This window comes from Pseudoalteromonas sp. S1727, from assembly GCF_005886375.1.
Classification (GTDB): Bacteria; Pseudomonadota; Gammaproteobacteria; order Enterobacterales; family Alteromonadaceae; genus Pseudoalteromonas; species Pseudoalteromonas haloplanktis.
Window position 1 is genome coordinate 1 of sequence record NZ_PNDT01000060.1, and the last position, 23,236, is coordinate 23,236.

Consider the following 23,236-nt stretch of genomic DNA (forward strand, 5'->3'; position numbering starts at 1 on the left):
TTGAACTAAATTTAATTACCCGCGTCTACTATTATGCTTGTTGTTAAATTGCAGTTTGCACAAGCATCATGTTGATTTCCCATTTGGTTACTAGTTTTAGTAATGATTGAGCCAGCCCACCTTGAGCTGGCTTTTTTTATGCCTGCCATGTAATAACACGTAATATTTATTTCATTATTTTGTCGCTAAAATATTGTTGTCAGTAGTAATAATTTACTATCTTGTGGTTTTATAAGTAAATGTTAATTTTTTGTGTTTTATTTTCTTTTTTGTGTGTCTATTGTTTTAAAATCATTGTAATATCAATGGGTAGATGCGTACCTAATTTATGAAGGGTATTGAAGATGGCTTATTTATTAAATAAAGATTCGAATGAATGTTGCTTTTTATATGCGCACCATAGCTTTGGCCGTTTTCAATACTCGGTTGATACTTTTGTCAATGACTTGAGTGTATCGAAAATCCACACCATCATTGAGTGGTTAAATGGTAAATGGTTCATCAGGGATTTAAGCCTCAACGGTACTTGGTTAAACCATAAGCGCTTACAAAAAGATAGCGTTGAGGAGTTACATATCGGGGATAAAATTTATTTTGCTGGTAACTCTCAAGTTACTTATGTGGTTAAAGACCTCAGTCCACCCGTTGATCAATTGGTCAAACTTGACGCACAGCAAAATAAGACCACAGAAACTCTAGCACTCAATAATTACCATCTATTACCTGCCGAACAACCTGAATGGGCCATAATGTACCAGCCGAACTGCGGTCAATGGTATCTTGAATCGTTGCATGATGATGAATTTAGCACGTGCGAAATGCTACAAGATGATAGTGTGATTAATTTAGCGAATGAACAGTGGGTTTTTCTTTCAAGTCATTTGGAAGTAGACACACAAGTGAGCAGTGTTCCGCAACTTTATATTAATGAGTTAGATTTCATTTTTAATTTAAGCTTAGATGAAGAAACTTCTGAGTTAACAGTCCATCATCATGATAAAGACATTGATTTACACGTTCGCTGCCATCATTACCTGACTTTAAACTTAGCCCGATACCGTGCCGCGGATGCCAAAAAAGGCGTGTTGCCAGCAAATCAGGGGTGGGTCAATACTGAGCAATTAGTAAAGGATTTAGGTGTTGATATGCGCTACTTGAATATTCAAATTCATCGCGCTAGAAAGCAATTTTCAGAGGTTTTGACTAATGTACATGACGCTGAAAATATAATTGAAAGGCAGCTGCGAAAAGTGCGTTTTGCTGGCGCATCCTATACGATTTACAAAGGATGCGAATTAGAGAGTACCTCGGATGTCGCAAGAACAAGAAGAAAAAGTATCACAATTTAACAAAGTAACAACTAACTACAAATTAATAAAGTTACTAAGCCAAGGAGGGATGGGATGCGTTTATTTAGCTGAAGATATCCGGTTAAAACGCTATGTAGCGATCAAGTTTTTAAAGCTTACTGAGGGACCGCTTAGTGATCCGTTAGTTGAGGCGCAGCTACTTGCGCGTCTCAATCACCCTAATATTGTGCAAATTCATGATGTATTACTGTACGACAAGCAAATTTGTATCGTTATGGAATACTTAAAAGGCAAAACGTTACAACAGTTTCAGCATCAACATATTACAACCTTACCTGAAAAGTTAGCTCTACTGGCGCAATTATGTGATGGCTTAGTACATGCTCATTCTGAGGGGGTGATGCACTGTGATCTCAAACCTGCCAATATTCTTATCGACAAACAAAAACTAAAAATTACCGATTTTGGTATTGCGACATTGCAGCATAATGCTGCAAACGAACAAACTGAGATTGCGAGCTTTGGCAGCGCTAGCGCGATGTCGCCGGAGCAGCTAAATAAACAGCCATTAGACTTTCGCAGCGATCTATTCTCGTTTGGTATGTTAGCTTTTCAATTTATCAGTGGTCGTCATCCATTTGGCAATGGCTCTGCGCAAGCAATTGCGCATAGTATTCTGAATGAAAAACCTATGGATGCCCGCGAAATAACGCCTAAATTACCGGATGAATTATGTGATTTACTTGATCAATTATTACAACGTAAGAAAGAGCGTCGCCCTCCCGACGCAGCTACGACAGCTCGTAAGCTGCAAAGTGTGATAATTGCAATTACCCAACAAGAAATTTTGGCACAAGCAACGCAACCTATTGACCAGCTTGAAGTAACGAAAAGTACCACGAAAAAACCGTTACTCTTTACACTGTTGGTTGGGGCTGCATTGGTTGCAGGCGGTTTGATATATCAATTTAAAGTACGCCAAACGAGTGAGTATTTTGTGGCGTTTCTGCCGCCGGTAGTTAAATCTGCAGAGCTCTTATCTGTGGATACAGGCATGCTTAAAGCGACTATTGATGATGCGATCAGACAAGGGATTATTAATAGTAAGCGGTTAAACCTTATTTCACAGGATGAAATCGAAATAATAGAGCAAGGAGCCAGCGCTGAACTGACGTTTATCGATAAGTTAAATAAGCTTAGCCAAGCAACAGGTATACAAGAAGTCGTGACAGCAGAACTTAATTGTATTCAGCCACAATGCTATTTAACGTTAGAGCGTTTAGAGGCTCCAAAATGGTCAGTTAAAGCGCGAAAGCAATGGCCTATTGTGATTGATAATTACAGTCAAATGTATCAGTTAAGTACTCAGCAATTAACGGCGTTATTCCCTGACTTTAATAGCAAATATATCCCCTTGGCACAGCTTAGTGATGAAGTACAACAACAACATATAGAGCTATACCAACAAGTTCAGTTAGCGGGTGAATATAGCGATGAGTTACTTAATCAAATATCCCAAGCGATTGAATTAACTCCTCAGTTATACGCTAACTATGAATTACTTCGCGAAGTGGCGCTTGGTTTATATCAGCAGTCACAGCAAAGCGATTATTTAGAGATTGCTAGGAAGCTGTTGTTTAATGCTCCTGCTGAGTATCAAAATACCCCTGCATTTGTTAAAAGCGCTATGCTTATTGCTGTTGCTAAGCAGGACTGGCATGCTGCAAAACAGTATTTAGCCAAAGCTGAGCAAGTGGGTGCAAGTCCGCTAACACTTTACGAGCTACAAGGTTTATTATATTTACAGCAGGATCAATTAGCCGAGGCACAGCACGCCTTTGAGTCTGCGTTAGAAATACGTGCTAATCCAAGAATTAAGCAGAACTTAGCGCAAGTGTTGTGGTGGCAAGGTAAAATAGTTGAAGCCAAAAAACTGCTTAATGAGGTAATTAGTATTAGCCCGCAAAACTATATGGCCAACCAATTACTGGCAGATATAGCGCTTACAGAGGGGGATTTAAGTGTTGCAATCGAGCAGTATAAACAAGCTATAGCTGTTAAAGCTGAAAGCATTGATTTAAGTAACTTAAGTATTGCGTATTCTTTACAAGGAGAGTTTGAGCAAGCTTTAATCGTTGCCCAGCAGGCGGTTGATATGAACCCTGAGCATGTTAGTTATCGGCTTAACCTAGCGGATATAGAAAAGTCCCTTGAACTCAATGAATCCTATCCTATTAACTATTTAAAAGTAATTGAACTGACACAATCACAGCAGACTTTAGATAGCCTGTTAGAAGCGGCTCAAGCATATAGCCAACTAGGTGAAGCAAAATTGGCACTGCAGGCACTCAATAAAGCCATCAGTATTGCTGCCGAACATTACGAATACGTGTTTACTGCAGCACTTGTTTATAGTGTGATTGGTGAATTTCAGTCAGCAATCATGTATATAGAAAAATCGCTTACTATAGGCTATCACCCTATGTGGTTTACATTACCGTGGTTTACACCATGGTGCCAAAAAGAAGAGTTTATTGTGTTAATGCAGCAATATGACCCTTCTTTTAGCTGTCGCAGTGTTTTAAATTAGAGAGTGCCTGGTCTACGCACCACTATTTTAGGGTCTTGCGACATATAAATTTTTCCCGAAGGGATATGTTTAGCTGTATACCTAAACGAGATAGGTAAATACTCAGTCTCTTGGCCTTCTGTAACCTCAATTACTTGATCGAGGTTGTCTTTGTCGGCGCCTATAAATTCATAGGTTGGCTCAACTTGCGTAATTCTTAACACTAAAGTGTCGTCATCCATGATGAGTGTGGAAATATTATATTGGCAGTTGCTATCAGCGCCACAGTACTCAACGCCATTTCCGTAAAACTCCCAGTCATCGGCTACGGAAGGATCAATATTTATAATTAGTTCTAGATACTGTTTTTTTTCAATACTCTTGAGGTGAGCATCGCTACCGTTATTAAAATACACACTGAGTTCTTCTGTTGGTGTCGCTTCATGATTAAAAAACGTCAGCCAATTCTCTTGAGTATGGGGTAAAACGGTGAGTGTTTTAACTGAAAAGTAGTTGTCAGGTTTGCACTGCACTTCAATATTAGGGGTTTTTATATCGTTCATGTGATCAATCCTTGTGTTGAGGAGTCGTTATTTTTAATCATTCTTAATCATTGCATTTCAGTGTAGAAGAAAACTTTTCAGAAAACGAGCTTACGCAAGTGATTTGTAATGCTATGTAATATTTTTAGTTCACTTAGCTAAATACGCCTATCTAGAGGTTTTAATATTCGTTATGATGAAGTGTCTTTTGGTTAATTAAGTTTAATTTATGTATATACAGCTACTTACGAGTATTGATTGGATAAGTGTTGGCGTTGGTTTTGCCACCTCTACAGCGCTTTTAAGTGCCGTTTATGCAGGTCGACGTAAGCGACTATTACAGCAAATTAATGAGCAACAACAGCAGCTGTTATTAACCCAAACACAATTTAACGATAAGCAGCAGCAGTATGTTGCCCTTGCAGATGAACATGATCTCCTTCAGCAAAGCCATCAAGAGCAACGCGACGAAACTCAGCACTATAAAACTCGCTGTACTGAGCAAGAAAAGCAAAGTCAGCAATACAGTCATTATTGGCGAAAAGCAGAAGCAGAATTAACCACTTTGCGGGGGGAATATAACGCGCGAAATGTTGATCTCAATAACATGCGTACCATGCTTGAACAAAAGCAAAGTCATTTTGAACAGCAGTTGCAACATATTAAAGACAGTAAAGAGCAGCTTAAAAAAGAATTTGAAAACCTCGCCAATCAAATTCTTGAAGACAAATCCCAAAAATTTAAAACCCTTAACCAAGAAAGCATTGAGCAGCTATTAAAACCTGTGCAAGGTGAGCTTAAGGGGTTTAGAGATAAACTAGAATCAATCCACGTTGAAGACGTAAAACAGCGTGAAGCACTTAAAATAGAGTTACTGCATTTACAAGCGAAAAGCCAAGCGATCACCGAACAAGCTGACAAGCTCAGCAACGCACTACAAGGGCAAAAGAAAACCCAAGGTAACTGGGGCGAGTTAATGCTTGAGAACGTGCTTGACAGCGCAGGGCTGCGAGCCGGTAGTGATTATAAGCGCGAAGTATCGTTTAATACCGAAGATGGCCGTTTACGCCCCGATGTAGTGGTATATTTACCGCAAGGTCGCCATTTAGTGATTGACGCTAAAACATCGCTAAACGCTTATACTCGCTATGTTAATGCCGATAATGAGCTAGAGGCTCAACAAGCAATTAAAGAGCATGTTGAGGCGGTTAAAGCACGTATTAATGAACTTGCCAGCAAATCGTACGACCGCTTACCTGGGCTTAACTCCCCTGAAGTCGTTATTATGTTTGTGCCAATAGAATCAGCGTTTGTTGAGGCGCTTAAATACCAAAGCGATATTTACCAACAAGCGATAGAGAAGAACATTCTGGTTGCTACCCCGACCACTCTGTTAACCAGCTTAAATATAGTGAAGCAGTTATGGCGTTTCGAAGAGCAAACGAAATATTCTAAAGAGCTGGCTAATCGCGCCGAGCGTTTTTATAGTAAACTCAACGGCTTTTTAACCAGTATGGAAGGTGTTGGTAAGCAATTAGATAAAGCCAAAGAAAGCTACGACAAAGCGTTTTCTCAGTTATATCGCGGTAAAGGTAACCTAATTAAGCAAGCCTCTGAGTTTAAAGAGCTTGGCGTATCAGTACAAAAAGAGTTACCTGCTGAAATCTTAGAGCGGGCGCAATTAGAGCTAGATGAATAAGGGGATTGTATGCAGATCATTCGTGGTAAAGAGTTTACCGCAGAAAAAGCGTGGGGAGCTAAAGATATTGCCAACATGAATGGCATTACGACCCGCTTACATTGGACTGATCAGCCATATAAATGGCACATTAATGATGGTGAAGAAGTCTTTGTAGTACTTGATGGTGAAGTTGAAATGTTTTATAAGCAAGATGGCGAAACGCACTCAACGGTGCTGCAAAGTGGTGATATTTTTTATGCCTCAATAGGCACTGAACACGTAGCCCACCCTGTGGGTGAAGCGCGTATTTTAGTAATTGAAACGCAAGGTAGTGTTTAATGTTTGATGCCAATGAAGCTAAAGCATAAGGGAATCAAATTATGAACATAGGGATTTATATTTACGATGATGCCGAAGTGCTGGATTTCTCAGGCCCATTTGAAGTGTTTAGCACTGCTAAACGACTCGCTGATAATGATTGGCAGGTGTGCCTTATTGCAAAAAGCAATACACCGGTTATGGCGCGCGGTGGTTTCACTGTAAACCCCCATTACAGTTTTGCTGATCACCCTGCTATTGATTTGCTCATAGTTGTTGGTGGTGTGCATACCCATGAGCTTGAAAAACCAGCCGTAATAAACTGGATACGAAAAACCGCAGGCGCTGCTAGTAAAGTTGCTTCAGTTTGTACGGGAGCATTTTTATTAGCGAAAGCAGATTTACTCAATGGTTTAACGGTTACGACGCATTGGGAAGATCAAACTGATCTCACCACTATGTTTCCAAGCCTAAATGTGATCGCAAATAAACGCTGGGTATCACAAGGTAAATTTACCACCTCAGGCGGTATTTCTGCGGGTATTGATATGAGCTTACAATTGGTATCAGAGTTAATAAGCCCAGAACATGCCGAGCTTACGGCAAAGCAAATGGAATATCAGTGGCACAAAAATACTTAACCTTCTGGGAGCTGCTGTTGTATAAATGCGTGCATGTAATCACGTAAACAAACCGATTTTTTACTAAGTAAACGCCCACTTGGCCAAATAGCAAAAATTTCCCTTGGTAGACCTTGCCAAGCAGGTAACACTCTCACTAACTCACCAGTTTTAAGCTCGTTTATAATTTCGAATCGCGGCAGTAATCCCACCCCTTGATGGTCGCACAGTTGATATTTCACAAACCCCGTATCGTTATAAATACTACTAAAACGGCACATGTGTGTATAACTGGCGCGAGTCTGGGTATTAGTAAGTGGCCAGCTATTTCTTAGTGTAGTGCCAATCAAGCGGTGCTGTTTTAGGTCACTTGGCTGCTCTAACTTAGTGCTATTGGCTAAATAGCTTGGAGTAGCCACCAAAATAGCATCGGCTTGCCCGAGCTTTTTTTGCTGTAATAGCGAATCTTCCTGTGGGCCTATTCTTAGGGCTAAATCGGCTTGGTTTTTTATTATGTCTTCAAGTTGATTGCTTAAAATAAGCTCTAATTGAATATCGGGATATTCTTTAGTGAACGATAACCACATAGGCCTTAAAAAACCATGACAAATATTCAGTGGCGCAAGCACTTTAAGCTTACCGCTTAGTTGCTCTTTTTGTTGGTTAAGTTGATGGCTGGTTTGTTCAAATTGCTCAACTAAACTGACGTAGCTTTGATAGTAAACTTGGCCTTGTTGAGTCAAGGTACACTGGCGCGCCGAGCGATGCAGTAACTTTTGCCCAAGCCGATATTCAAGGCGTTGCAGGCGCCGTGTCACTGTTGCCGCAGGGAGTGATAAGTACTCCCCAGCTTGAGACAAACCACCTTGTTGCACTATATGCACAAATAACACTATATCGTCTAACATAATTCCACTTTTGCAATTTAAGATTGATTAAAGCTTTGTATTTAACGTTTTTGTAAGTCTATATCATTGTAGCCACGTTTTCTTGGCAAAGGGTAATCTTAATGTTTGAAAGCATTGATTGGGTTTCGGTGGTTGTTATGGGCATTGGTGCAACGCTATTGCTCGATGTATGGAGTTTCATGCTTGCTAAAGTATTTGCGGTGTCGTCGTTAAACTTTTGTTTGGTAGGTCGCTGGGTGAGTTTAATGCGCACAGGCCAATTTAGGCATACTGCTATTGGCAAGGCTAAGGCACAAAATAAGGAGTGTGCGTTAGGTTGGCTTATACATTATTTAGTAGGGATCATTTTTGCTTTGGTATTCTTAATGGTGATGCCAAACAATTGGCTTGAATCGCCCACTTTTTGGCAGGCCTTGTTATTTGGTTTGCTAACAGTATGTATGCCATTTCTTGTTATGCAACCTGCTTTAGGGCTCGGTATTGCAGCCCGCAACACTGAAAAGCCTGTTTTTGCTAGAGTCAAAAGTTGCGCAGCACATTGTGTCTTCGGTATTGGTCTTTATTTCAGTGCACTTTTATTAGTGATATTTTGAGGGGTAGCATGTCGAATAATTATTGGCTAAAACGATGGCAAAATAACGACATTGGTTTTCATGAGCAAGAAGTGAATCCATTTTTAGATCGTTATTTTACTAACTTAAATGTAAAACATAATGGCAGAGTATTCGTGCCACTTTGTGGAAAAACAAACGATATTGCTTGGTTACTCGAACAGCAATTTAAGGTTGTAGGGAGCGAACTAAGCGAAGATGCAATAATCCAGCTTTTTGATTCATTAGCTTTAATTGCCACAGTCACAACTTATGGCGCACTAAAACTTTATCAAGCACATAACCTCGCTATTTGGGTGGGAGACATTTTTGCTTTAACTACCACGTTAGTTGGCGTTGTTGATGCAATATATGATCGCGGGGCTTTAGTGGCTTTACCTTTAGCATTACGAGGAAAATATACTGCTCATTTAACTAAGATCACTCATAATGCCCCACAACTGCTCATCTGTTGTGTATATGATCAATCTCAACGGGATGGCACGCCTTACAGTGTGAGTGCTCAAGAAGTCTTTGATCATTACCACCGTGTTTATACGCTTGAGCTAATAAAGTGCCAGCGTATCAAAAATGGTATTAAAGGCGTTGAGCCTGCTAATGCGTTAGTCTGGTTACTACATAAAAACAATTGCTAATTTTGTATATTGCATGCAATATTTGAGGTGGTTGTATAGATCGCTGCGATAAGCTATCAACAATTAGCTGACAAAGTTTGCTAAAGTAAGCTTATCGCAAGACATCTTTAACAATAACAAAAGCATTACCTCACTTTAGGATCTCCACATGAAACTACTCAAATCCTCGGCTTTAGTACTGTCGGTACTCGCCGGACTTACGTTATCAGGTTGCTCTGTAACGCAAAATACCACTGGGAGTACAGTAATGAGCCAAGTTAGTAACCCACTCACCCTTGAGCAAATCTATAAAGATAAATACTTTAAAGCACAGCGTAGCACGTACTTTAAATGGCTTGATGATGGCACTGGCTACACCGTACTTGAAGAACGTGAGAGCGAGAAAAACAAAAAAGAAGACGCTGATAATGCTAAAGCAGATGATGAAAAAGAGCACGGCGTAAAAGGCAACGACATTGTGTTTTACAATGCTGATGGTACGGGCCGTAAAGTATTAGTTGAGTTTGAAAAGTTATTGCCAGAGGGGGCAGACGAGCCATTTGCAATCGAAAGCTACCAATGGTCAAAAGACGGTAAATGGCTAATGGTATTTACCAACAGCGAGCAAGTTTGGCGCTCACGCAGCCGCGGTGACTTTTGGTTACTCAATCTTGAGACTAATCAATTACAACAATTAGGCGGTGCAGACGTTGAGCCTAAAAAGCTTATGTTTGCTAAATTCTCGCCAGATAGCTCAAAAGTGGCTTACGTGCGCGATAACAACATTTATATGCAAGCGGTTGGCAACAATGACGTAATTGCCCTTACAACCGATGGCAGCGCCACCATTGTAAATGGCAACTTTGATTGGGTATACGAAGAAGAATTTACCATTGCTGATGGCTTTCGTTGGAGCCCAGATAACAAATCAATCGCCTATTGGCAGCTTGATACCAGTGACGTTAAATTTTTCACTATGATCAACAACACAGATGACCTCTACCCTACTCTCAAAGAGTTCCCATATCCTAAAGCCGGTGAAACTAACTCTGCTGTTCGTGTTGGCGTGGTAAGCCTTGCTGATAAGAAAACCCGCTGGGCCAAACTTGAAGGTGATAATCGCGACCGCTACATTCCACGTATCAGCTGGGCAGGCACTGGGGATGAATTAATGATCCAAGACTTAAACCGCCCACAAAGTCACAACAAGGTATGGTTATTTGACTGGCAAAAGCAGCAACTGACTAAAATTTTAGAAGACAAAGACGATGCGTTTATCGAATGGTTTTATAAAGCCAACTGGTCAAAAGACGGCAAATTCTTTATTTGGCATAGCGAACGTGACGGCTGGCGTCATCTTTATCGTGTATCGCGCGATGGTAAAACCATTATTGACCTAACGCCTGGCGATTACGATATTGTTGATATGCTTACTATCAATGAAGAAAAAAATGTCATGTATTTTATTGCCTCGCCAGAGAATCCTGGCCAGCGCTATTTATATCGCACACCACTTGATGGTAGCAGCAAACCTGTGCGTGTAACCCCTGAGGAGTTTGAAGGTTCAAACAGCTATTACATGTCAAAAGATGCCTCATGGGCAATGCACAGCTATTCTAAATTTGGCACCCCACCAACAAAAGAAATCATTAAAGTGAGCAATCACAGTAATGTAAAAACCTTAGTTGAAAATAACGAGCTGAAAGAAAAACTCGCTAAGCAAAGCTTACCAAGCCATAAGTTTTTTAAAGTGAATGCGCAGGATGGCACCGAGCTTGACGGCTACATTATGTTCCCAGAGAACATGGATAAAAGTAAAAAATACCCGATCGTGTTTTACGTATACGGTGAACCTTGGGGCTCAACAGTACAAGACCGCTGGGAAGGCAATAGCTACTTGTATAAATCACTGTTAACGCAAAAAGGCTTTATTGTGGCATCGGTTGATAACCGTGGTACACGCGCACCCAAAGGCCGCGATTGGCGCAAATCGATTTATAAAAAAATCGGATCAATTACCGTGCAAGATCAAGTTGATGCGCTCGATGCCATGGCTAAACGTTGGGATGTAATCGACACAGACCGTGTTGGCGTGTGGGGTCACTCAGGAGGCGGTAGCTCTACCCTTAACTTATTGTTCCGCCATGGTGATAAATTTAAAGTGGGGATTGCCTCAGCGCCAGTGCCAGATATACGTTTATACGACACCATTTACCAAGAGCGTTATGCGGGTAACCCAAATACCGACCCAGAAAGCTACGATAACACTTCGCCTATCACGTTTGCTAACAACCTAACGGGTAAGCTATTGCTTATTCACGGCACTGGCGATGATAACGTGCATTACCAAGGCTCAGAGCGCTTAATTGATGAACTCGTTAAGCACAACAAACAGTTTGAGTTTTTCTCATACCCTAACCGTTCACACAGCCTAAGTGAAGGCAAAGGCACCGCCCTGCACTATCACACCATGATGGCTGAGTTTTTTGAAAAGAACTTATTGGATAAGTGATTAAATTAGTTAGTTTAGAGACTAAAAAGCCAGCATAACTATGCTGGCTCTATTATTTTTTGCTGGGGTTGATCTTAATTACTCGAACCGCCACCGATACAGTTAATTTTTCTATTCATTATTACTCCCCCTTCATGTTTAGTGTTTTACTACTCTATTAACACCTATATTAGCGTGACTTTTCTTTAAATACTAGCTAGTTTTTCTTGACCACCAAAATACGACTGATTGATATGGAAATATCCCATTCGCATGATCCCAATGATAAGTACCTGAATCTGGATCATTTGAAATGACTTCTAAGGGCTGTGAGTTATTAATTTTTGCATCAATATCTAAGTTATCAATAGCGCTTGTGACTCTTAGCGTCATACCATCAGAAGGTATTAATGATGCCCACAACTCAGAGTCTGTATCTCTTTTAACAAGCTGACCCTGCATATTTACTCTAATTCGGTCTCCAGCTTTAAGTTTTACTTTTACTTCGATATAGACTTGATGTTCATCATCTCGATTATCACACTCATATTTTTGTCCATCACACTGGAAGGAGGTAATTTTTGTGTACCTGCTGTATTTTTTGTCTACAGAGGCTTCTAAGCCAAAATGTACTTTCTGGTGAATCGCTCTATTTGAAATGTTTTCTAATTCATAAGATGATGACACCATACAAAGAAAGTGATCATTAGAACCCTCAAGCTCCTTAATTATGTAATCTACAGTATACCTACGCCTAATTACATCTGATTTTAGTAAGGATTCTTCAACTTCGTTAAAAATTACACTAGGGAGAGATCTACCATAAATTGCCTTGAATAAGTTTTCTTTTATTTCTGATACAGCTTGTTTTGTCTGTGTTTCTCTATGCTCAGATGATATTTTTTCAACAGTTATTGATAAAATTACACCAGCTATCATTGCTGAGCCAATACTAGTTAATATAGAGTACCAAACATTATTGTTATCTAAAATCTGGTTAGTTAATACTAACATTAACAATGAGATTAAAGTGAGGATGATGATTAGTCCATGATCGTTTAAAGTTTTCCTCATTGCTTTCCCTAGAAATGTTTTAAATTATTTTATGAGTTAGTTTTGATTTGGGCAAATTTTAAACCTCATAATTATTGCTTAATCATTTAGTTTCTTTACTGATTCCATAGTCCTATTTTGAAAGACCAAAAGCCGTTACTATCTTGTAATTGGCCCATGAGCTGTTTGCCAGCATAAACATCGAGTGACCTATTATTCATGGCCAGCCACCATGCTCTGGATTTGCGTTATTAATTTATTTTTAGCCTTTTCATCGTGTTGAGGTATAACCACATCTATTTTTACCTCTAACCCTAAAGCTTCCATTAAATCGAATGCGCGGCCAATTGACAGCGAACCTGTGCCATTTTCAAAGTCACTTACCGTATTGATACTAATACCGGAGAAGTCCCCCGCTGTTCTTTGATCAAGCTTTTGGCTTTTCCTCACAATGCTTGCTAATTTGCCTAATTGTTTTGCTGACTTTATTGTGACTTCCATTACCAACTCTACATTCACAGTGATTTGTGAATAATAGTTAAAAAAGTACTGAAAAGCTAATAATTCACAATATTTTGTGAATTAAAAAAGGAAGTAATTAAATAAAGAGTAAATTCACAGTATTCTGTGAATTACTCAATAAATAACCATGGAATAGCATAGATTCACAATAAATTGTGAATTCATGTCAATACTAACCTAACTAGCATTACTAATTCAGCAACCCTTCTACCCATTCTAAAACTAGGCGGGAGTCTCTGGTTTGAAAGCGCTGCTTATTGGGTACGTAGTAACAAAACTCAGATTCAACTGCATGAGTATTAAAGCTTTTAAGTAACTCGGTATTTAGTAATCGTTGTACTAGCGTGGTTGAACAAAATACCAGTCCTGAGCCTGCCATGGCTTCTTGAATGCCAAACAGTTCTTGGTCAAAGGTTTTAATACTAAATAACGCAGGATCTAAGTTGTTTTGAGTAAGCCATTGTTTAAGTGGTGGCTCACTCAGCGCGTTGTTTTTCCATTTTGTTGTATAGAGCGTAATGGGGCCATTTTGCCAAGGCACATCGGTGGCTTTGTATGAGCCGAATACATTAAATTGCTCGGTTTTTATAATGTCATCAGCGTTTATATTGCTCTGCTGAGCAAAGCGAATGGGTAAGGTGTGAGATTGTTTATCAACGGCTTCACTGGTTGATATATCCACCTCAAGATTAGGCTGGCTGACCGATAGCTCCTGTAATGCAGGTATTAAGCGTAGCGCAGCGAGTGACGAGGTGGTGGTGATTTTAACGGTTCTACCTGTGGCTTGCACAGTTGCTAAGGCTTGGTCTATGCGATTAAAGCCGTCGCTTGTGGCTGCACTTAAATATTCACCAGTGGGTGTGAGGGCTACCTTTCTTACTTGGCGGTAAAATAAATCCACATTTAAACGGTTCTCAAGGTTATTTATATGGTGCGAAATCGCGGTTGGCGTGATTGAGAGTTCATCCGCGGCGGCTTTAAAACTGCCAACGTGCCGCTGATTCAAAGGCTTTCAGCGCTTGTAGTGAGACTTGCATAAGTGATGTTCGCAAATGATGAAATTAATTATAGATGAGTATAACTTACTTATAGCTGAGGTTAACTCGTTTGTGAAAAGCCGCTGTTAGTTAGATGATTACTGCACACTTACTAACAGGATAAACAGTATGACCACCCTATTACACATTGATGCAAGCATCAGAGCCGTTAAAAATGACAATCCAGATCACGATTCAATCTCTAAAAATATAGCTAAGTGTTTTATAGAGAGCATTACTCAGCAGCAAAGCATAGATGAGTATATTTATCGTGATGTAGGCATGAATCCGCCGCCTTTTATTACCCAAGACTGGATCGGCGCGGTATTTACTCCTGACAATAAAAAGACTGCAGAACAACAACAGTTACTGGCCTTGTCAGACACATATATCGCTGAAATTGCAGCCGCTGATATCATTGTGATTTCCTCGCCTATGTATAACTACGGTATGCCCGCCCAACTAAAGGCGTGGTTCGATCAAGTGATACGTATCAACAAAACCTTTGACTTTGATCTGGCCCGTGGTGACTTTCCATTACAGCCTTTGCTCGGTGGTAAAACATTGGTTGTGATCACTTCAACGGGTGAATTTGGCTTTGAGCAGGGCGGCATACGTGAGCGTATGAGTCATTTAGTGCCCCATTTACGTACCTTGAGCAAATATTTAGGCGTGAGCACTATTTATGAAATTGCCTCAGAGTATCAGGAATTTGCTGATGAGCGTCATCAACAATCACTAGCAAATGCTTACAAACAAGCCATGGAGCTTGCTTCACACATCAATATTTAATCGTTAGCAGCCCCCTGTTCTGCGGTATTTTTAATCAAAACGTAACGGGGGTTTACAGCAGAGATAAAAGATTCAGGTAAAGGGGGGAAGTTATTAAAAGAGGTTTATGTCGATTCAAAGGCAGATCGTGTCGGTTCAAATAAACATTACTGAATGAGGCAGTTTAAAGCGCTAAATTTCATATCAACAGCTCAGAAATTATGTTGATAAGGAATTTAAAATGAAAGCTATAACAAGACCTATAACAAAAACACTCATCGGATTAAGCCTAGTCGCTCAGTTCAACGTACACGCCATGGACTTACGAGTTGATAACGTACGTGTATACCAGTATGAATCGCAAAGTTTTTCAGCGCCTAGTAGTTTGTATATTGATGACGGAAAAATAGTAAACATTACTAAAGCGTCGAGCGAGAAGCAGCAGGCTGATAAAACCTTTAACGCGAAAAACCAATTTGCATTATCCGGACTGATTGATTTGCATGTACATTTAGGTTCTTCAGGGAGCAATTTTACAGAGTTTCAATATTTACCGGTAAAGTCGCATTTTAATGCTAATTTGTATTTAGGCGTGACGAATATTGTTGATTTGTTTTCATTTCAACAAACCCTTGATGAAGCGGAAAAATTAAACGCGACGCAGCTCACGCCTAATTTATTTTATGCTGGCACCTTATTTACTAATCCTGGGGGTCATGGCACTCAATTTGGTGGTAGCGTCTATGAGATCAGTAATGACAGCGATATTGATGGATTATGGCAAAAGCACCTGGCGACTAATCCACATCTTACTAAAGCAGTGATTGAAACATTTGGGGGGACTGGCAGCTCCCTTACAGATAGCCAGTTAGCACAGCTTGGTGAGCGTTCTAAAGCAGCTGGTCTCCCTTACTTTGTGCACGTATCCACTTTAGCAGATGGTAAACGAGCGATAAAAGCGGGTGCTACTGCGCTTGCTCACGGTATTAATAGTGAAGCGATAGATGATGAGTTTATTGCCTTAATGAAACAAAATAAGGTGATGTATATTCCTACTCTTGCGGTCTATCATAATCACAGCGATGAAAGGCATAACCACGCATTAAGCTCGCAAACAGAGTTACTAAAACCCGTACCAAATAAACTGCAAGGCTGCTTATTTGAGAACGTCCCTGAGCCATCAAAATGGAAAGATCACAGCTGGCAAGCACGCAGTATTGCCTACGCTAATATTCAGCAATTACATCAAGCGGGTGTTGTAATTGGAACTGGATCAGATGCAGGGAACCCTTATACGTTGCATGGTTTAGGCTTGCACAATGAAATAGATGCGCTTAAAAAAGCGGGCTTAACAAATGCACAGATTATTGATGCTGCAACGATAAATGGTGCGCAAGCAATAAATCAAAGTAATAACATAGGCCAGTTAGCAACGGGTTTTGAGGCAAGCTTTATCTTGCTAGAGCAAAATCCAATTGAAGATATAAGCGCCATTCATTCTATTTCACAGGTTTTTAAATCGGGCGAGCAGGTTAACCGCGAAAAACTTATAGCAGAGAATGCAGCTATTGAGCCACAAGGGCCTACCTGTAATAAAACTGCACATAGTACAACTGCACAACGTTTTATCGATGATTTTGATGGTAAATCGCCGTGGCAAGGTTTAAGTGATGCGGTAATGGGCGGCCAATCCAGCGTAGAGTTAACGGTAAATAAACACAGCCTGACGATAAATACGGCAGTAGCTAAACCTACCAATTTTGGAGCTTGGGCGGGAGCTGAAATTAAATACCCGCAGCCAGTCGATGCATCAGCCTATACCGGTGTGCGACTAACTTACAAAGGGTCAACAGTACCATTTGCTTTGGCAATCTATCACAGTGATGTAAAAGACTGGGACAACTTTAGTGTATTAGCCAAACCGAGTGAACAATGGCGTACAATCGAAATCCCTTTTAGTGAATTTAAGCAGTTTGGCTTTGGTAACTCTGTTACGTGGTCGGCACAAAAGATTACCGGATTCAACGTTATGTGGCGAAAAATGCCAGGCGCAGCCAACACTATATTAAACAATACATTAGAAATTAAAGAGTTTAGTTACTATTAAACAGCTAAGGCCATAATCAATAAGTTTGGTTTTGGCCTTGTTTATTTGCTATGGTTTTTAAAAAAGAATCCTAATTATGTTTAAACACCCTTTTTATAAATACAGTTTTTGTTTACTACTCATTGTTGATATTGCCTATGCGCTAGCCATTGTTATTAGTAACTCAGCACCTATCTCAATTGATACTGTTATAGCTTCACTCGTGTGGTTTGTTACTTTTTACTGGGTCCCTGTATGGGCGGCGGCGGCATTAATTTTTCAGCTGCGAAAAAATGGTAATAAAAAAATAGCGCTAGAGTGGTTAATTGCGGTGGTATTTATGGCCACTGGTAATGTAATAACCGATCACGTACTCGTTAGCTTATATGATGATTATAGGCCGCTTGGTGTTTTTGTTATTTTTAATGGCTTAATTTGGGGCTCATGTATTTACTGTATTTGTATTTATATTGAGAGCAAAAAAAAGGTTGCATCTGAGAAGCATTCGCGCAAAAAAGCACAGCTTGCCACGTTACGTTATCAGCTAAACCCACATTTTATGTTTAATAGCCTCAATACTATCTCAGCTTATATTCACACTAACCCTGATTTAGCAGACGAAGTGTTGCATGAACTTGCTGATATACTCAGGTATTCATTAGATACAGCAGAACAAACATTGATCCCGCTTGAGCAAGAGCTTGCCATTATCGAGAAGTATTTAAATATTGAAAAAGCCCGCTTTGGTGAAAAACTGCAGGTAAATTACACCCTACCTGAGCAGCTAAAAAGTATTCATATTCCGCCTCTCATTATTCAACCTATTATTGAAAATGCGATTAAGCATAATGCTCAGCAAAACAGCTTAACTGTAAATATAGAACTTACTGTTATTGATAACCTAGTTCGAGTGAAAGTCAGCGATAACGGTATTGGGTTTAATGAGCATGTGTTAAAGCATGGTTATGGCACCGGTGTTGGCATGAAGAATATCCAGCAACGGGTTAACCAGTTAGGTAATAGTAAAATAAATTTGAGTAATAATAACGGCGCAGTGGTTTGTTTGGAGTTAGCGTTATGAGTGAAGCTGTTAGTAAATTACGTTTGGTTTTTGCAGATGACGAATTGCCGGCACGAGAAAAACTCACTCATCAGCTTAGTTTAATGGATAATATTGACGTTGTTGGCATTGCAACAAATGGTAAAGAAGCTATTTCATTGATCAATGAGCTACAGCCCGACGTTGCCCTTCTGGACATTCAAATGCCAGAAATTAATGGCTTAGAGCTTGTTGATTTACTAAACCATCAACCGTTGATCATCTATACCACAGCGTATGATCAATTTGCTATAGAGGCATTTGAATATGCCTCAGTTGACTATTTATTAAAGCCGTTTCCTATCGCTCGACTTAAAAAAGCCTTGGCAAAAGCGCAGCAACAGCTTGCTCAACAACAAGCTGTGATACAGGTTAACAATGGATCGGATAAAGCACAGTACGAGTTAAGCGACAATAAACTTAATAAACTCATTAGTAAAAGTGGTGAGCGAATTTTTTTATTATCTCCCGCTGATATTAAGTTTATTAAATCAGAGCAGGGCAATAGTTTTGCACACGATGGTAAAGCGTTACATCATTTAAGTGATACCTTAGATCAGCTAGAGCACAGTTTGTCTTCTCAAAATTTTGTGCGTATTCACCGTAGCTACCTAGTAAATGTTGATCACATAAAAGAAATTCAACGTTGGTTTAACGGCAAGCTGATGGTGATTATTAATGATGAAGAAAAGTCAGAGCTCAGTACCAGCCGCGCAGGAGCTGATAAACTAAAGCAACTGTTAAAGATTTAGTTTGTTATATTTTGGAACAAGAAAATAAAAAGCGCGAGAGTGTTAACTCTCGCGTTGTTCTGAAAATATGCTTAGTGCTTTAATTAAATATCAAAGCGGTCGGCATTCATTACTTTAACCCATGCTTTAACAAAGTCTTGCACAAAGCGCTCTTTGTTATCGTCTTGAGCGTAAAATTCAGCCAGTGCTCTTAAAATAGAGTTTGAGCCAAATACTAAATCAACACGTGTTGCTGTCCATTTAGTGGTGCCGGAGCTGCGTTCAACGATATTAAAGGTCGTTTTGCTTGCAGGCTCCCAGCGGTTGTTCATATCGGTTAAATTAACAAAGAAATCATTTGTTAAAGTACCCACATTATCGGTGAATACACCATGTTGAGTGCCGCCATAGTTGGTACCAAGCATACGCATACCGCCAAATAACACAGTGACCTCTGGTGCAGTTAAACCCATTAGTTGGCTGCGCTCTAATAGTAGCTCTTCAGGTGATACTGAGTAGTCCTGTTTTAACCAGTTTCTAAAGCCATCGTGGATTGGCTCAAGCACATCGAAAGACTCTGCATCAGTCATCTCGTCAGTGGCATCGCCTCGCCCAGGTGTAAACGGTACAGTCACATTGACTCCAGCTGCTTTTGCAGCTTGTTCCACGGCGGCTGTACCAGCAAGTACAATTAAGTCGGCTAAACTAACTGGTTTGCTTAAGCCCGCTTGTACTTTTTCAAGTGCGCTTAATACCTTAGCCAAGCGCTCAGGCTCGTTACCTTGCCAGTCTTTTTGTGGGCTTAAGCGAATACGTGCGCCATTTGCGCCCCCACGGTGATCAGAGCCACGATAGGTGCGAGCACTGTCCCATGCAGTGCTGATCAAATCATTCGCTGCAATCCCACAATTTAGTAATTTATCTTTAAGCTCACTTATTTCAGTATCTGATAAGGTGTAATCGACACTTGGAATTGGATCTTGCCAGATCAGATCTTCACTTGGTACATCTGCGCCTAAATAACGCGATTTAGGGCCTAAGTCACGGTGGGTGAGCTTAAACCAAGCGCGCGCAAATACATCGCTAAAGTACTCAAAGTCATCGTTAAAACGTTCGATGATTTTGCGATAAGTCGGGTCCATTTTCATTGCCATATCGGCATCGGTCATTATTGGGTTTAAGCGAATTGATGGGTCTTCTACATCAACAGGTTTGTCTTCTTCTTTAATATTTACAGGTTCCCACTGGTGCGCACCTGCTGGGCTTTTGGTAAGCTCCCAATCATAGTTAAGTAATAAGTAGCAATAACCGTTATCCCATTTAGTCGGGTGTGTAGTCCACGCACCTTCAATGCCAGATGTCATGGTATCGCGGCCAATACCACGGGTTTTATGATTGTTCCAACCTAGCCCTTGCTCGAATACATCGGCTGCTTCTGGCTCTGGGCCTAGGTTGTCTTCGCTACCGTTACCGTGAGTTTTACCAACAGTATGCCCGCCTACCGTAAGGGCTGCCGTTTCTTCATCATCCATCGCCATGCGGGCAAAGGTTTCACGTACTTGTGCTGCGGTTTTTAATGGATCTGGCTGGCCATTAACCCCTTCAGGGTTTACGTAAATTAGGCCCATTTGTACTGCCGCTAATGGGTTTTCCATAGTGTCAGGCTTGGCTACATCACCATAGCGACCATCACTTGGCGCGAGCCATTCTTTTTCAGCTCCCCAATACACGTCTTTTTCTGGGTGCCAAATATCTTCGCGGCCACCGGCAAAACCAAAGGTTTTTAAACCCATTGATTCATACGCCATGTTACCGGCTAAAATAATTAAGTCAGCCCATGATAACTTGTTACCATATTTTTTCTTGATAGGCCAAAGCAAGCGGCGTGCTTTATCGAGGTTGGCGTTATCTGGCCATGAGTTTAAAGGTGCAAAACGCTGGTTTGCAGTACCACCGCCACCACGTCCATCCGCTAAACGATATGACCCCGCTGAGTGCCACGCCATACGGATCATTAAACCACCATAGTGGCCCCAGTCAGCAGGCCACCAATCTTGGCTTTGCGTCATTAAGTTTATTAAATCTGTTTTGACCGCTTCAAGATCCAGTTTTTTAAACTCTTCGGCATAATTAAAATCATCACCGTAGGGATTGGTTTTTGTGTCGTGTTGATGAAGAATGTCGAAATTTAATGCGTTCGGCCACCAATCAGTGTTGGATTTTGACGATTGTGTGTTACTACCGTGCATAATTGGGCATTTGCCCGCACCTGAATTGCTCATTTTCAGCTCCTGTATCGGAATAAAAAAACTCTATCTATTAAAGCTACGCTTAAAGTTTAGTTCAAAATAACCAACTTGCTATTTAACTTAATTGGTTGATAACTCAGTCTTATAGAAGTTCATTTAATAAATTCAATATAGATGATTAACGATTAAAAACTAGATCTAGATCAATGTTTAAAACGATTGGGGTAATCAATTAATCTGATAGTTAGTTTGTAAAAAGCATAAGCTAGTTGAACCGATAGCATGATTACTGCATTCCCCGAGCTAAGGTGAAATGCTTGGCTTGTTAACTATTTAGGTAATCGAGTAAACTACTAAGTGATTCATCCAATCGAAGTTTAAGTGTTAGACAACAAATAAAATGTTAAAAACAAAGGAACTGACTTGTGTATAAGCTTTATTATTACCCACTCAACGCCAGTATGGCGCCGCACTTTATTCTTGAAGAACTGCAAACCGATTTTGAATTAATTTTAGTGGATAGAAAAAACGAGGCTCAAAAAGCAGCCAGTTACTTAGCCTTGAACCCCGCTGGGCGAATACCCACATTAGTGGACGGTCAACAAGTCGTTTTTGAAAGTGCCGCTATTTGCATTCATTTAGCAGAAACGCATCCCGCTAAAATGCTTATTCCGCAAATAGGTGCGCATAATCGAGCTGCGTGCTTGCAATGGATGATGTATCTAACTAACACTTTGCAAGCTGAGCTCATGGTGTACTTTTATCCGCAGCGCCATAGTATCGATAGCAGTCATATCAGTGCCATTGTTGCTGCACAAGAGGAGCGAATTGCCGATATATTAACCTTACTGGATAAACAGCTTAAAAATCAAACATACTTAATTGGCGAGCAGCTCAGCATCAGTGATTTTTACTTATTTATGCTTGCGATATGGGCGGATGAACTAAAACAGCCGCCGCTTTCGTTTGAGTACCTCAACAAGTATTTACGCCACTTAGCTAAGCGAGAGTCGATTATTAAAGTGTGTAAAAAAGAAAATCTCAGTTTGGTTGATTATCAATAATAGGAATGACAATGAAAGTTTATGGAAGAACAACCTCGTTTAACGTGCAAAAAGTACTCTGGTTTCTGGATGAGCTGGGCGTGAGTTACCAACATATTGAAGTGGGTGGTCGTTTCGGAGGCCTTGAAAACAATGATTTTATAGCATTGAATCCGCTGCAAAAAGTACCGGTATTGGTTGATGGCGAGAATGTTATTTGGGAGTCGCACAGCATATTACGCTATTTGGCGGCAAGTTATGGCACGACAGATTGGTATTATGCATCGCCCTATCAGCGTTCGTTATACGAGCGTTGGATGGATTGGTCACAGGTGATTTTTCAACCTGCTTTTATGGCCACATTTTGGGGTTATTACCGAAAAACGCAAAACAACCGTTGTATGGAGCAAATCACACGGGACATACAAGAGTGCGAGCAATGCTTACAGATAATTGAACAGCAGCTAAGCCATGCCCCCTATCTTGCCGGTGGTAAAATGACTCTGGCTGATATTTGTGTGGGAGCTATTTTATATCGTCTAACAGCTCAGGGGTTAGCAATAACATTACCACCGCGCGTAACTCAGTGGTTTGAGTTACTAAAAACCAGAGCGGGTTATCAAAAATGGATTATGAGTGATTTTACTGAACTCAAAGGCCGTGAAAATTTTTAGTGTGATATTTTAAACTGCGCATTCGAACAAAAATTAAATAAGGGAAATGACAAATATTTACTATTTATCGCGGCATATACAAAAAAGCCCACTGATAAATTACTATCGGTGGGCTATTAATACGTTAAAACGTATTAACTAAAACAATAGTTTAGATACAAACGATGTTTTCAGCTTGTGGGCCTTTTTGACCTTGAGTAACAGTAAACTGTACACGTTGGCCTTCAGCTAGCGTTTTGAAGCCGTCACCGCTGATTGCGCTAAAGTGAGCGAAAACGTCAGGCCCAGATTCTTGCTCGATAAAGCC

The 23,236-nt window shown here is 40.3% G+C and carries 21 protein-coding genes; 14 read left to right on the top strand and 7 right to left on the bottom strand.

Translation table 11 applies throughout. The features are described 5' to 3' along the window. Positions 1 to 344 precede the first annotated feature (344 nt). Positions 345 to 1,349, top strand: a complete 1,005-nt coding sequence (locus CWB85_RS14175; RefSeq protein WP_016706537.1) for an FHA domain-containing protein — start codon at positions 345 to 347, stop codon at positions 1,347 to 1,349. Beyond that, a complete protein-coding gene (locus tag CWB85_RS14180; protein ID WP_138555236.1) occupies positions 1,312 to 3,900 on the top strand; it encodes a serine/threonine-protein kinase in 2,589 nt (862 codons plus the stop codon). Before CWB85_RS14175 ends, CWB85_RS14180 begins: the two co-directional genes overlap by 38 nt. Here the strand turns inward: CWB85_RS14180 and CWB85_RS14185 are convergent. Beyond that, entirely contained in the window at positions 3,897 to 4,442 is a 546-nt protein-coding gene (locus CWB85_RS14185) for a hypothetical protein (RefSeq protein ID WP_138555237.1), read from the bottom strand. The two genes, CWB85_RS14180 and CWB85_RS14185, sit on opposite strands and share 4 nt — an antisense overlap. A 208-nt stretch (positions 4,443 to 4,650) precedes the next feature. Between CWB85_RS14185 and CWB85_RS14190 the strand changes: the two genes are divergently transcribed. Genes CWB85_RS14190 through CWB85_RS14200 form a run of 3 tightly spaced genes read left to right on the top strand, consistent with a single transcriptional unit; the run spans position 4,651 to position 7,061 of the window. Continuing rightward, positions 4,651 to 6,120, top strand: a complete 1,470-nt coding sequence (locus CWB85_RS14190; RefSeq protein ID WP_138555238.1) for a DNA recombination protein RmuC — start codon at positions 4,651 to 4,653, stop codon at positions 6,118 to 6,120. A gap of 9 nt (positions 6,121 to 6,129) precedes the next feature. Further along, positions 6,130 to 6,441, top strand: a complete 312-nt coding sequence (locus tag CWB85_RS14195; RefSeq protein WP_138555239.1) for a cupin domain-containing protein — start codon at positions 6,130 to 6,132, stop codon at positions 6,439 to 6,441. 41 nt (positions 6,442 to 6,482) lie between these two features. After that, positions 6,483 to 7,061 (top strand): DJ-1/PfpI family protein, encoded by a 579-nt coding sequence (locus CWB85_RS14200; RefSeq protein WP_138555240.1) that lies wholly within the window; start codon positions 6,483 to 6,485, stop codon positions 7,059 to 7,061. Here the strand turns inward: CWB85_RS14200 and CWB85_RS14205 are convergent. Continuing rightward, the gene (locus CWB85_RS14205; protein ID WP_138555241.1) at positions 7,058 to 7,948 is read right to left on the bottom strand and encodes a LysR family transcriptional regulator; all 891 of its coding nucleotides are present in this window, start codon (positions 7,946 to 7,948) and stop codon (positions 7,058 to 7,060) included. The genes CWB85_RS14200 and CWB85_RS14205 overlap by 4 nt on opposite strands. Positions 7,949 to 8,049: 101 nt before the next feature. Here CWB85_RS14205 and CWB85_RS14210 point away from each other — a divergent pair, with 101 nt between their 5' ends. The 3 genes from CWB85_RS14210 to CWB85_RS14220 all read left to right on the top strand — a co-directional run bounded on the left by CWB85_RS14210 (position 8,050) and on the right by CWB85_RS14220 (position 11,685). After that, positions 8,050 to 8,541 (top strand): DUF2938 domain-containing protein, encoded by a 492-nt coding sequence (locus CWB85_RS14210; protein ID WP_138555242.1) that lies wholly within the window; start codon positions 8,050 to 8,052, stop codon positions 8,539 to 8,541. Between the two features lie 8 nt (positions 8,542 to 8,549). Next, the gene (gene tmpT / locus CWB85_RS14215) at positions 8,550 to 9,194 is read left to right on the top strand and encodes a thiopurine S-methyltransferase (RefSeq protein WP_016706529.1); all 645 of its coding nucleotides are present in this window, start codon (positions 8,550 to 8,552) and stop codon (positions 9,192 to 9,194) included. Positions 9,195 to 9,342: 148 nt separating this feature from the next. After that, complete coding sequence (locus CWB85_RS14220) at positions 9,343 to 11,685, top strand: S9 family peptidase (RefSeq protein ID WP_138555243.1); 2,343 nt, start codon at positions 9,343 to 9,345, stop codon at positions 11,683 to 11,685. Positions 11,686 to 11,877: 192 nt separating this feature from the next. Here the strand turns inward: CWB85_RS14220 and CWB85_RS14225 are convergent, their stop codons facing one another. The 3 genes from CWB85_RS14225 to CWB85_RS14235 form a co-directional block, all read right to left on the bottom strand. Beyond that, positions 11,878 to 12,738, bottom strand: coding sequence for a hypothetical protein (locus tag CWB85_RS14225; RefSeq protein ID WP_138555244.1), 861 nt, complete (start codon positions 12,736 to 12,738; stop codon positions 11,878 to 11,880). A gap of 192 nt (positions 12,739 to 12,930) precedes the next feature. Continuing rightward, on the bottom strand, positions 12,931 to 13,218 hold the full coding sequence (locus CWB85_RS14230; protein WP_138555245.1) for a helix-turn-helix domain-containing protein: 288 nt from the start codon (positions 13,216 to 13,218) through the stop codon (positions 12,931 to 12,933). 211 nt (positions 13,219 to 13,429) lie between these two features. Next, positions 13,430 to 14,245 (bottom strand): LysR family transcriptional regulator, encoded by an 816-nt coding sequence (locus CWB85_RS14235; protein WP_249314874.1) that lies wholly within the window; start codon positions 14,243 to 14,245, stop codon positions 13,430 to 13,432. A 160-nt stretch (positions 14,246 to 14,405) separates the two neighbouring features. On the opposite strand from CWB85_RS14235, the gene CWB85_RS14240 reads away from it, so the two are divergent. The 4 genes from CWB85_RS14240 to CWB85_RS14255 all read left to right on the top strand — a co-directional run bounded on the left by CWB85_RS14240 (position 14,406) and on the right by CWB85_RS14255 (position 18,984). Continuing rightward, positions 14,406 to 15,068: an FMN-dependent NADH-azoreductase gene (locus tag CWB85_RS14240; RefSeq protein ID WP_138555246.1), complete on the top strand. Its 663-nt coding sequence runs from the start codon at positions 14,406 to 14,408 to the stop codon at positions 15,066 to 15,068. A gap of 220 nt (positions 15,069 to 15,288) precedes the next feature. Further along, entirely contained in the window at positions 15,289 to 17,154 is a 1,866-nt protein-coding gene (locus CWB85_RS14245; protein ID WP_138555247.1) for a CIA30 family protein, read from the top strand. A 76-nt stretch (positions 17,155 to 17,230) separates the two neighbouring features. Continuing rightward, entirely contained in the window at positions 17,231 to 18,214 is a 984-nt protein-coding gene (locus tag CWB85_RS14250; RefSeq protein WP_138555248.1) for a sensor histidine kinase, read from the top strand. Beyond that, complete coding sequence (locus CWB85_RS14255; RefSeq protein ID WP_249314876.1) at positions 18,211 to 18,984, top strand: LytR/AlgR family response regulator transcription factor; 774 nt, start codon at positions 18,211 to 18,213, stop codon at positions 18,982 to 18,984. The genes CWB85_RS14250 and CWB85_RS14255 overlap by 4 nt, the downstream gene beginning before the upstream one ends. Positions 18,985 to 19,067: 83 nt before the next feature. Here the strand turns inward: CWB85_RS14255 and katG are convergent, their stop codons facing one another. Further along, positions 19,068 to 21,245 (bottom strand): catalase/peroxidase HPI, encoded by a 2,178-nt coding sequence (gene katG, locus CWB85_RS14260; protein ID WP_138555250.1) that lies wholly within the window; start codon positions 21,243 to 21,245, stop codon positions 19,068 to 19,070. 392 nt (positions 21,246 to 21,637) lie between these two features. On the opposite strand from katG, the gene CWB85_RS14265 reads away from it, so the two are divergent. Both CWB85_RS14265 and CWB85_RS14270 read left to right on the top strand, forming a co-directional pair. Further along, entirely contained in the window at positions 21,638 to 22,276 is a 639-nt protein-coding gene (locus CWB85_RS14265) for a glutathione S-transferase family protein (protein WP_138555251.1), read from the top strand. An 11-nt stretch (positions 22,277 to 22,287) separates the two neighbouring features. Further along, positions 22,288 to 22,929 carry a glutathione S-transferase family protein gene (locus tag CWB85_RS14270; RefSeq protein WP_138555252.1) on the top strand — a complete coding sequence of 214 codons (642 nt, stop codon included), beginning with the start codon at positions 22,288 to 22,290 and terminating at the stop codon, positions 22,927 to 22,929. 151 nt (positions 22,930 to 23,080) lie between these two features. Here the strand turns inward: CWB85_RS14270 and CWB85_RS14275 are convergent. Further along, positions 23,081 to 23,236 (bottom strand): cold-shock protein (locus tag CWB85_RS14275; RefSeq protein ID WP_138555253.1); only part of this gene is annotated, 156 nt, incomplete at its 5' end.

What these genes read in the sequence shown, in the direction of transcription:
- CWB85_RS14175 (WP_016706537.1), top strand. Translation starts at nt 345, where the DNA reads ATGGCTTATTTATTAAATAAAGATTCGAATGAATGTTGCTTTTTATAT.
- CWB85_RS14270 (WP_138555252.1), top strand. Translation starts at nt 22,288, where the DNA reads ATGAAAGTTTATGGAAGAACAACCTCGTTTAACGTGCAAAAAGTACTC.
- CWB85_RS14205 (WP_138555241.1), bottom strand. Translation starts at nt 7,948, where the DNA reads ATGTTAGACGATATAGTGTTATTTGTGCATATAGTGCAACAAGGTGGT.
- CWB85_RS14255 (WP_249314876.1), top strand. Translation starts at nt 18,211, where the DNA reads ATGAGTGAAGCTGTTAGTAAATTACGTTTGGTTTTTGCAGATGACGAA.
- CWB85_RS14230 (WP_138555245.1), bottom strand. Translation starts at nt 13,218, where the DNA reads ATGGAAGTCACAATAAAGTCAGCAAAACAATTAGGCAAATTAGCAAGC.
- CWB85_RS14250 (WP_138555248.1), top strand. Translation starts at nt 17,231, where the DNA reads ATGTTTAAACACCCTTTTTATAAATACAGTTTTTGTTTACTACTCATT.
- CWB85_RS14245 (WP_138555247.1), top strand. Translation starts at nt 15,289, where the DNA reads ATGAAAGCTATAACAAGACCTATAACAAAAACACTCATCGGATTAAGC.
- tmpT (WP_016706529.1), top strand. Translation starts at nt 8,550, where the DNA reads ATGTCGAATAATTATTGGCTAAAACGATGGCAAAATAACGACATTGGT.
- CWB85_RS14240 (WP_138555246.1), top strand. Translation starts at nt 14,406, where the DNA reads ATGACCACCCTATTACACATTGATGCAAGCATCAGAGCCGTTAAAAAT.
- CWB85_RS14220 (WP_138555243.1), top strand. Translation starts at nt 9,343, where the DNA reads ATGAAACTACTCAAATCCTCGGCTTTAGTACTGTCGGTACTCGCCGGA.
- CWB85_RS14200 (WP_138555240.1), top strand. Translation starts at nt 6,483, where the DNA reads ATGAACATAGGGATTTATATTTACGATGATGCCGAAGTGCTGGATTTC.
- CWB85_RS14185 (WP_138555237.1), bottom strand. Translation starts at nt 4,442, where the DNA reads ATGAACGATATAAAAACCCCTAATATTGAAGTGCAGTGCAAACCTGAC.
- CWB85_RS14225 (WP_138555244.1), bottom strand. Translation starts at nt 12,738, where the DNA reads ATGAGGAAAACTTTAAACGATCATGGACTAATCATCATCCTCACTTTA.
- CWB85_RS14195 (WP_138555239.1), top strand. Translation starts at nt 6,130, where the DNA reads ATGCAGATCATTCGTGGTAAAGAGTTTACCGCAGAAAAAGCGTGGGGA.
- katG (WP_138555250.1), bottom strand. Translation starts at nt 21,245, where the DNA reads ATGAGCAATTCAGGTGCGGGCAAATGCCCAATTATGCACGGTAGTAAC.
- CWB85_RS14210 (WP_138555242.1), top strand. Translation starts at nt 8,050, where the DNA reads ATGTTTGAAAGCATTGATTGGGTTTCGGTGGTTGTTATGGGCATTGGT.
- CWB85_RS14180 (WP_138555236.1), top strand. Translation starts at nt 1,312, where the DNA reads ATGTCGCAAGAACAAGAAGAAAAAGTATCACAATTTAACAAAGTAACA.
- CWB85_RS14190 (WP_138555238.1), top strand. Translation starts at nt 4,651, where the DNA reads ATGTATATACAGCTACTTACGAGTATTGATTGGATAAGTGTTGGCGTT.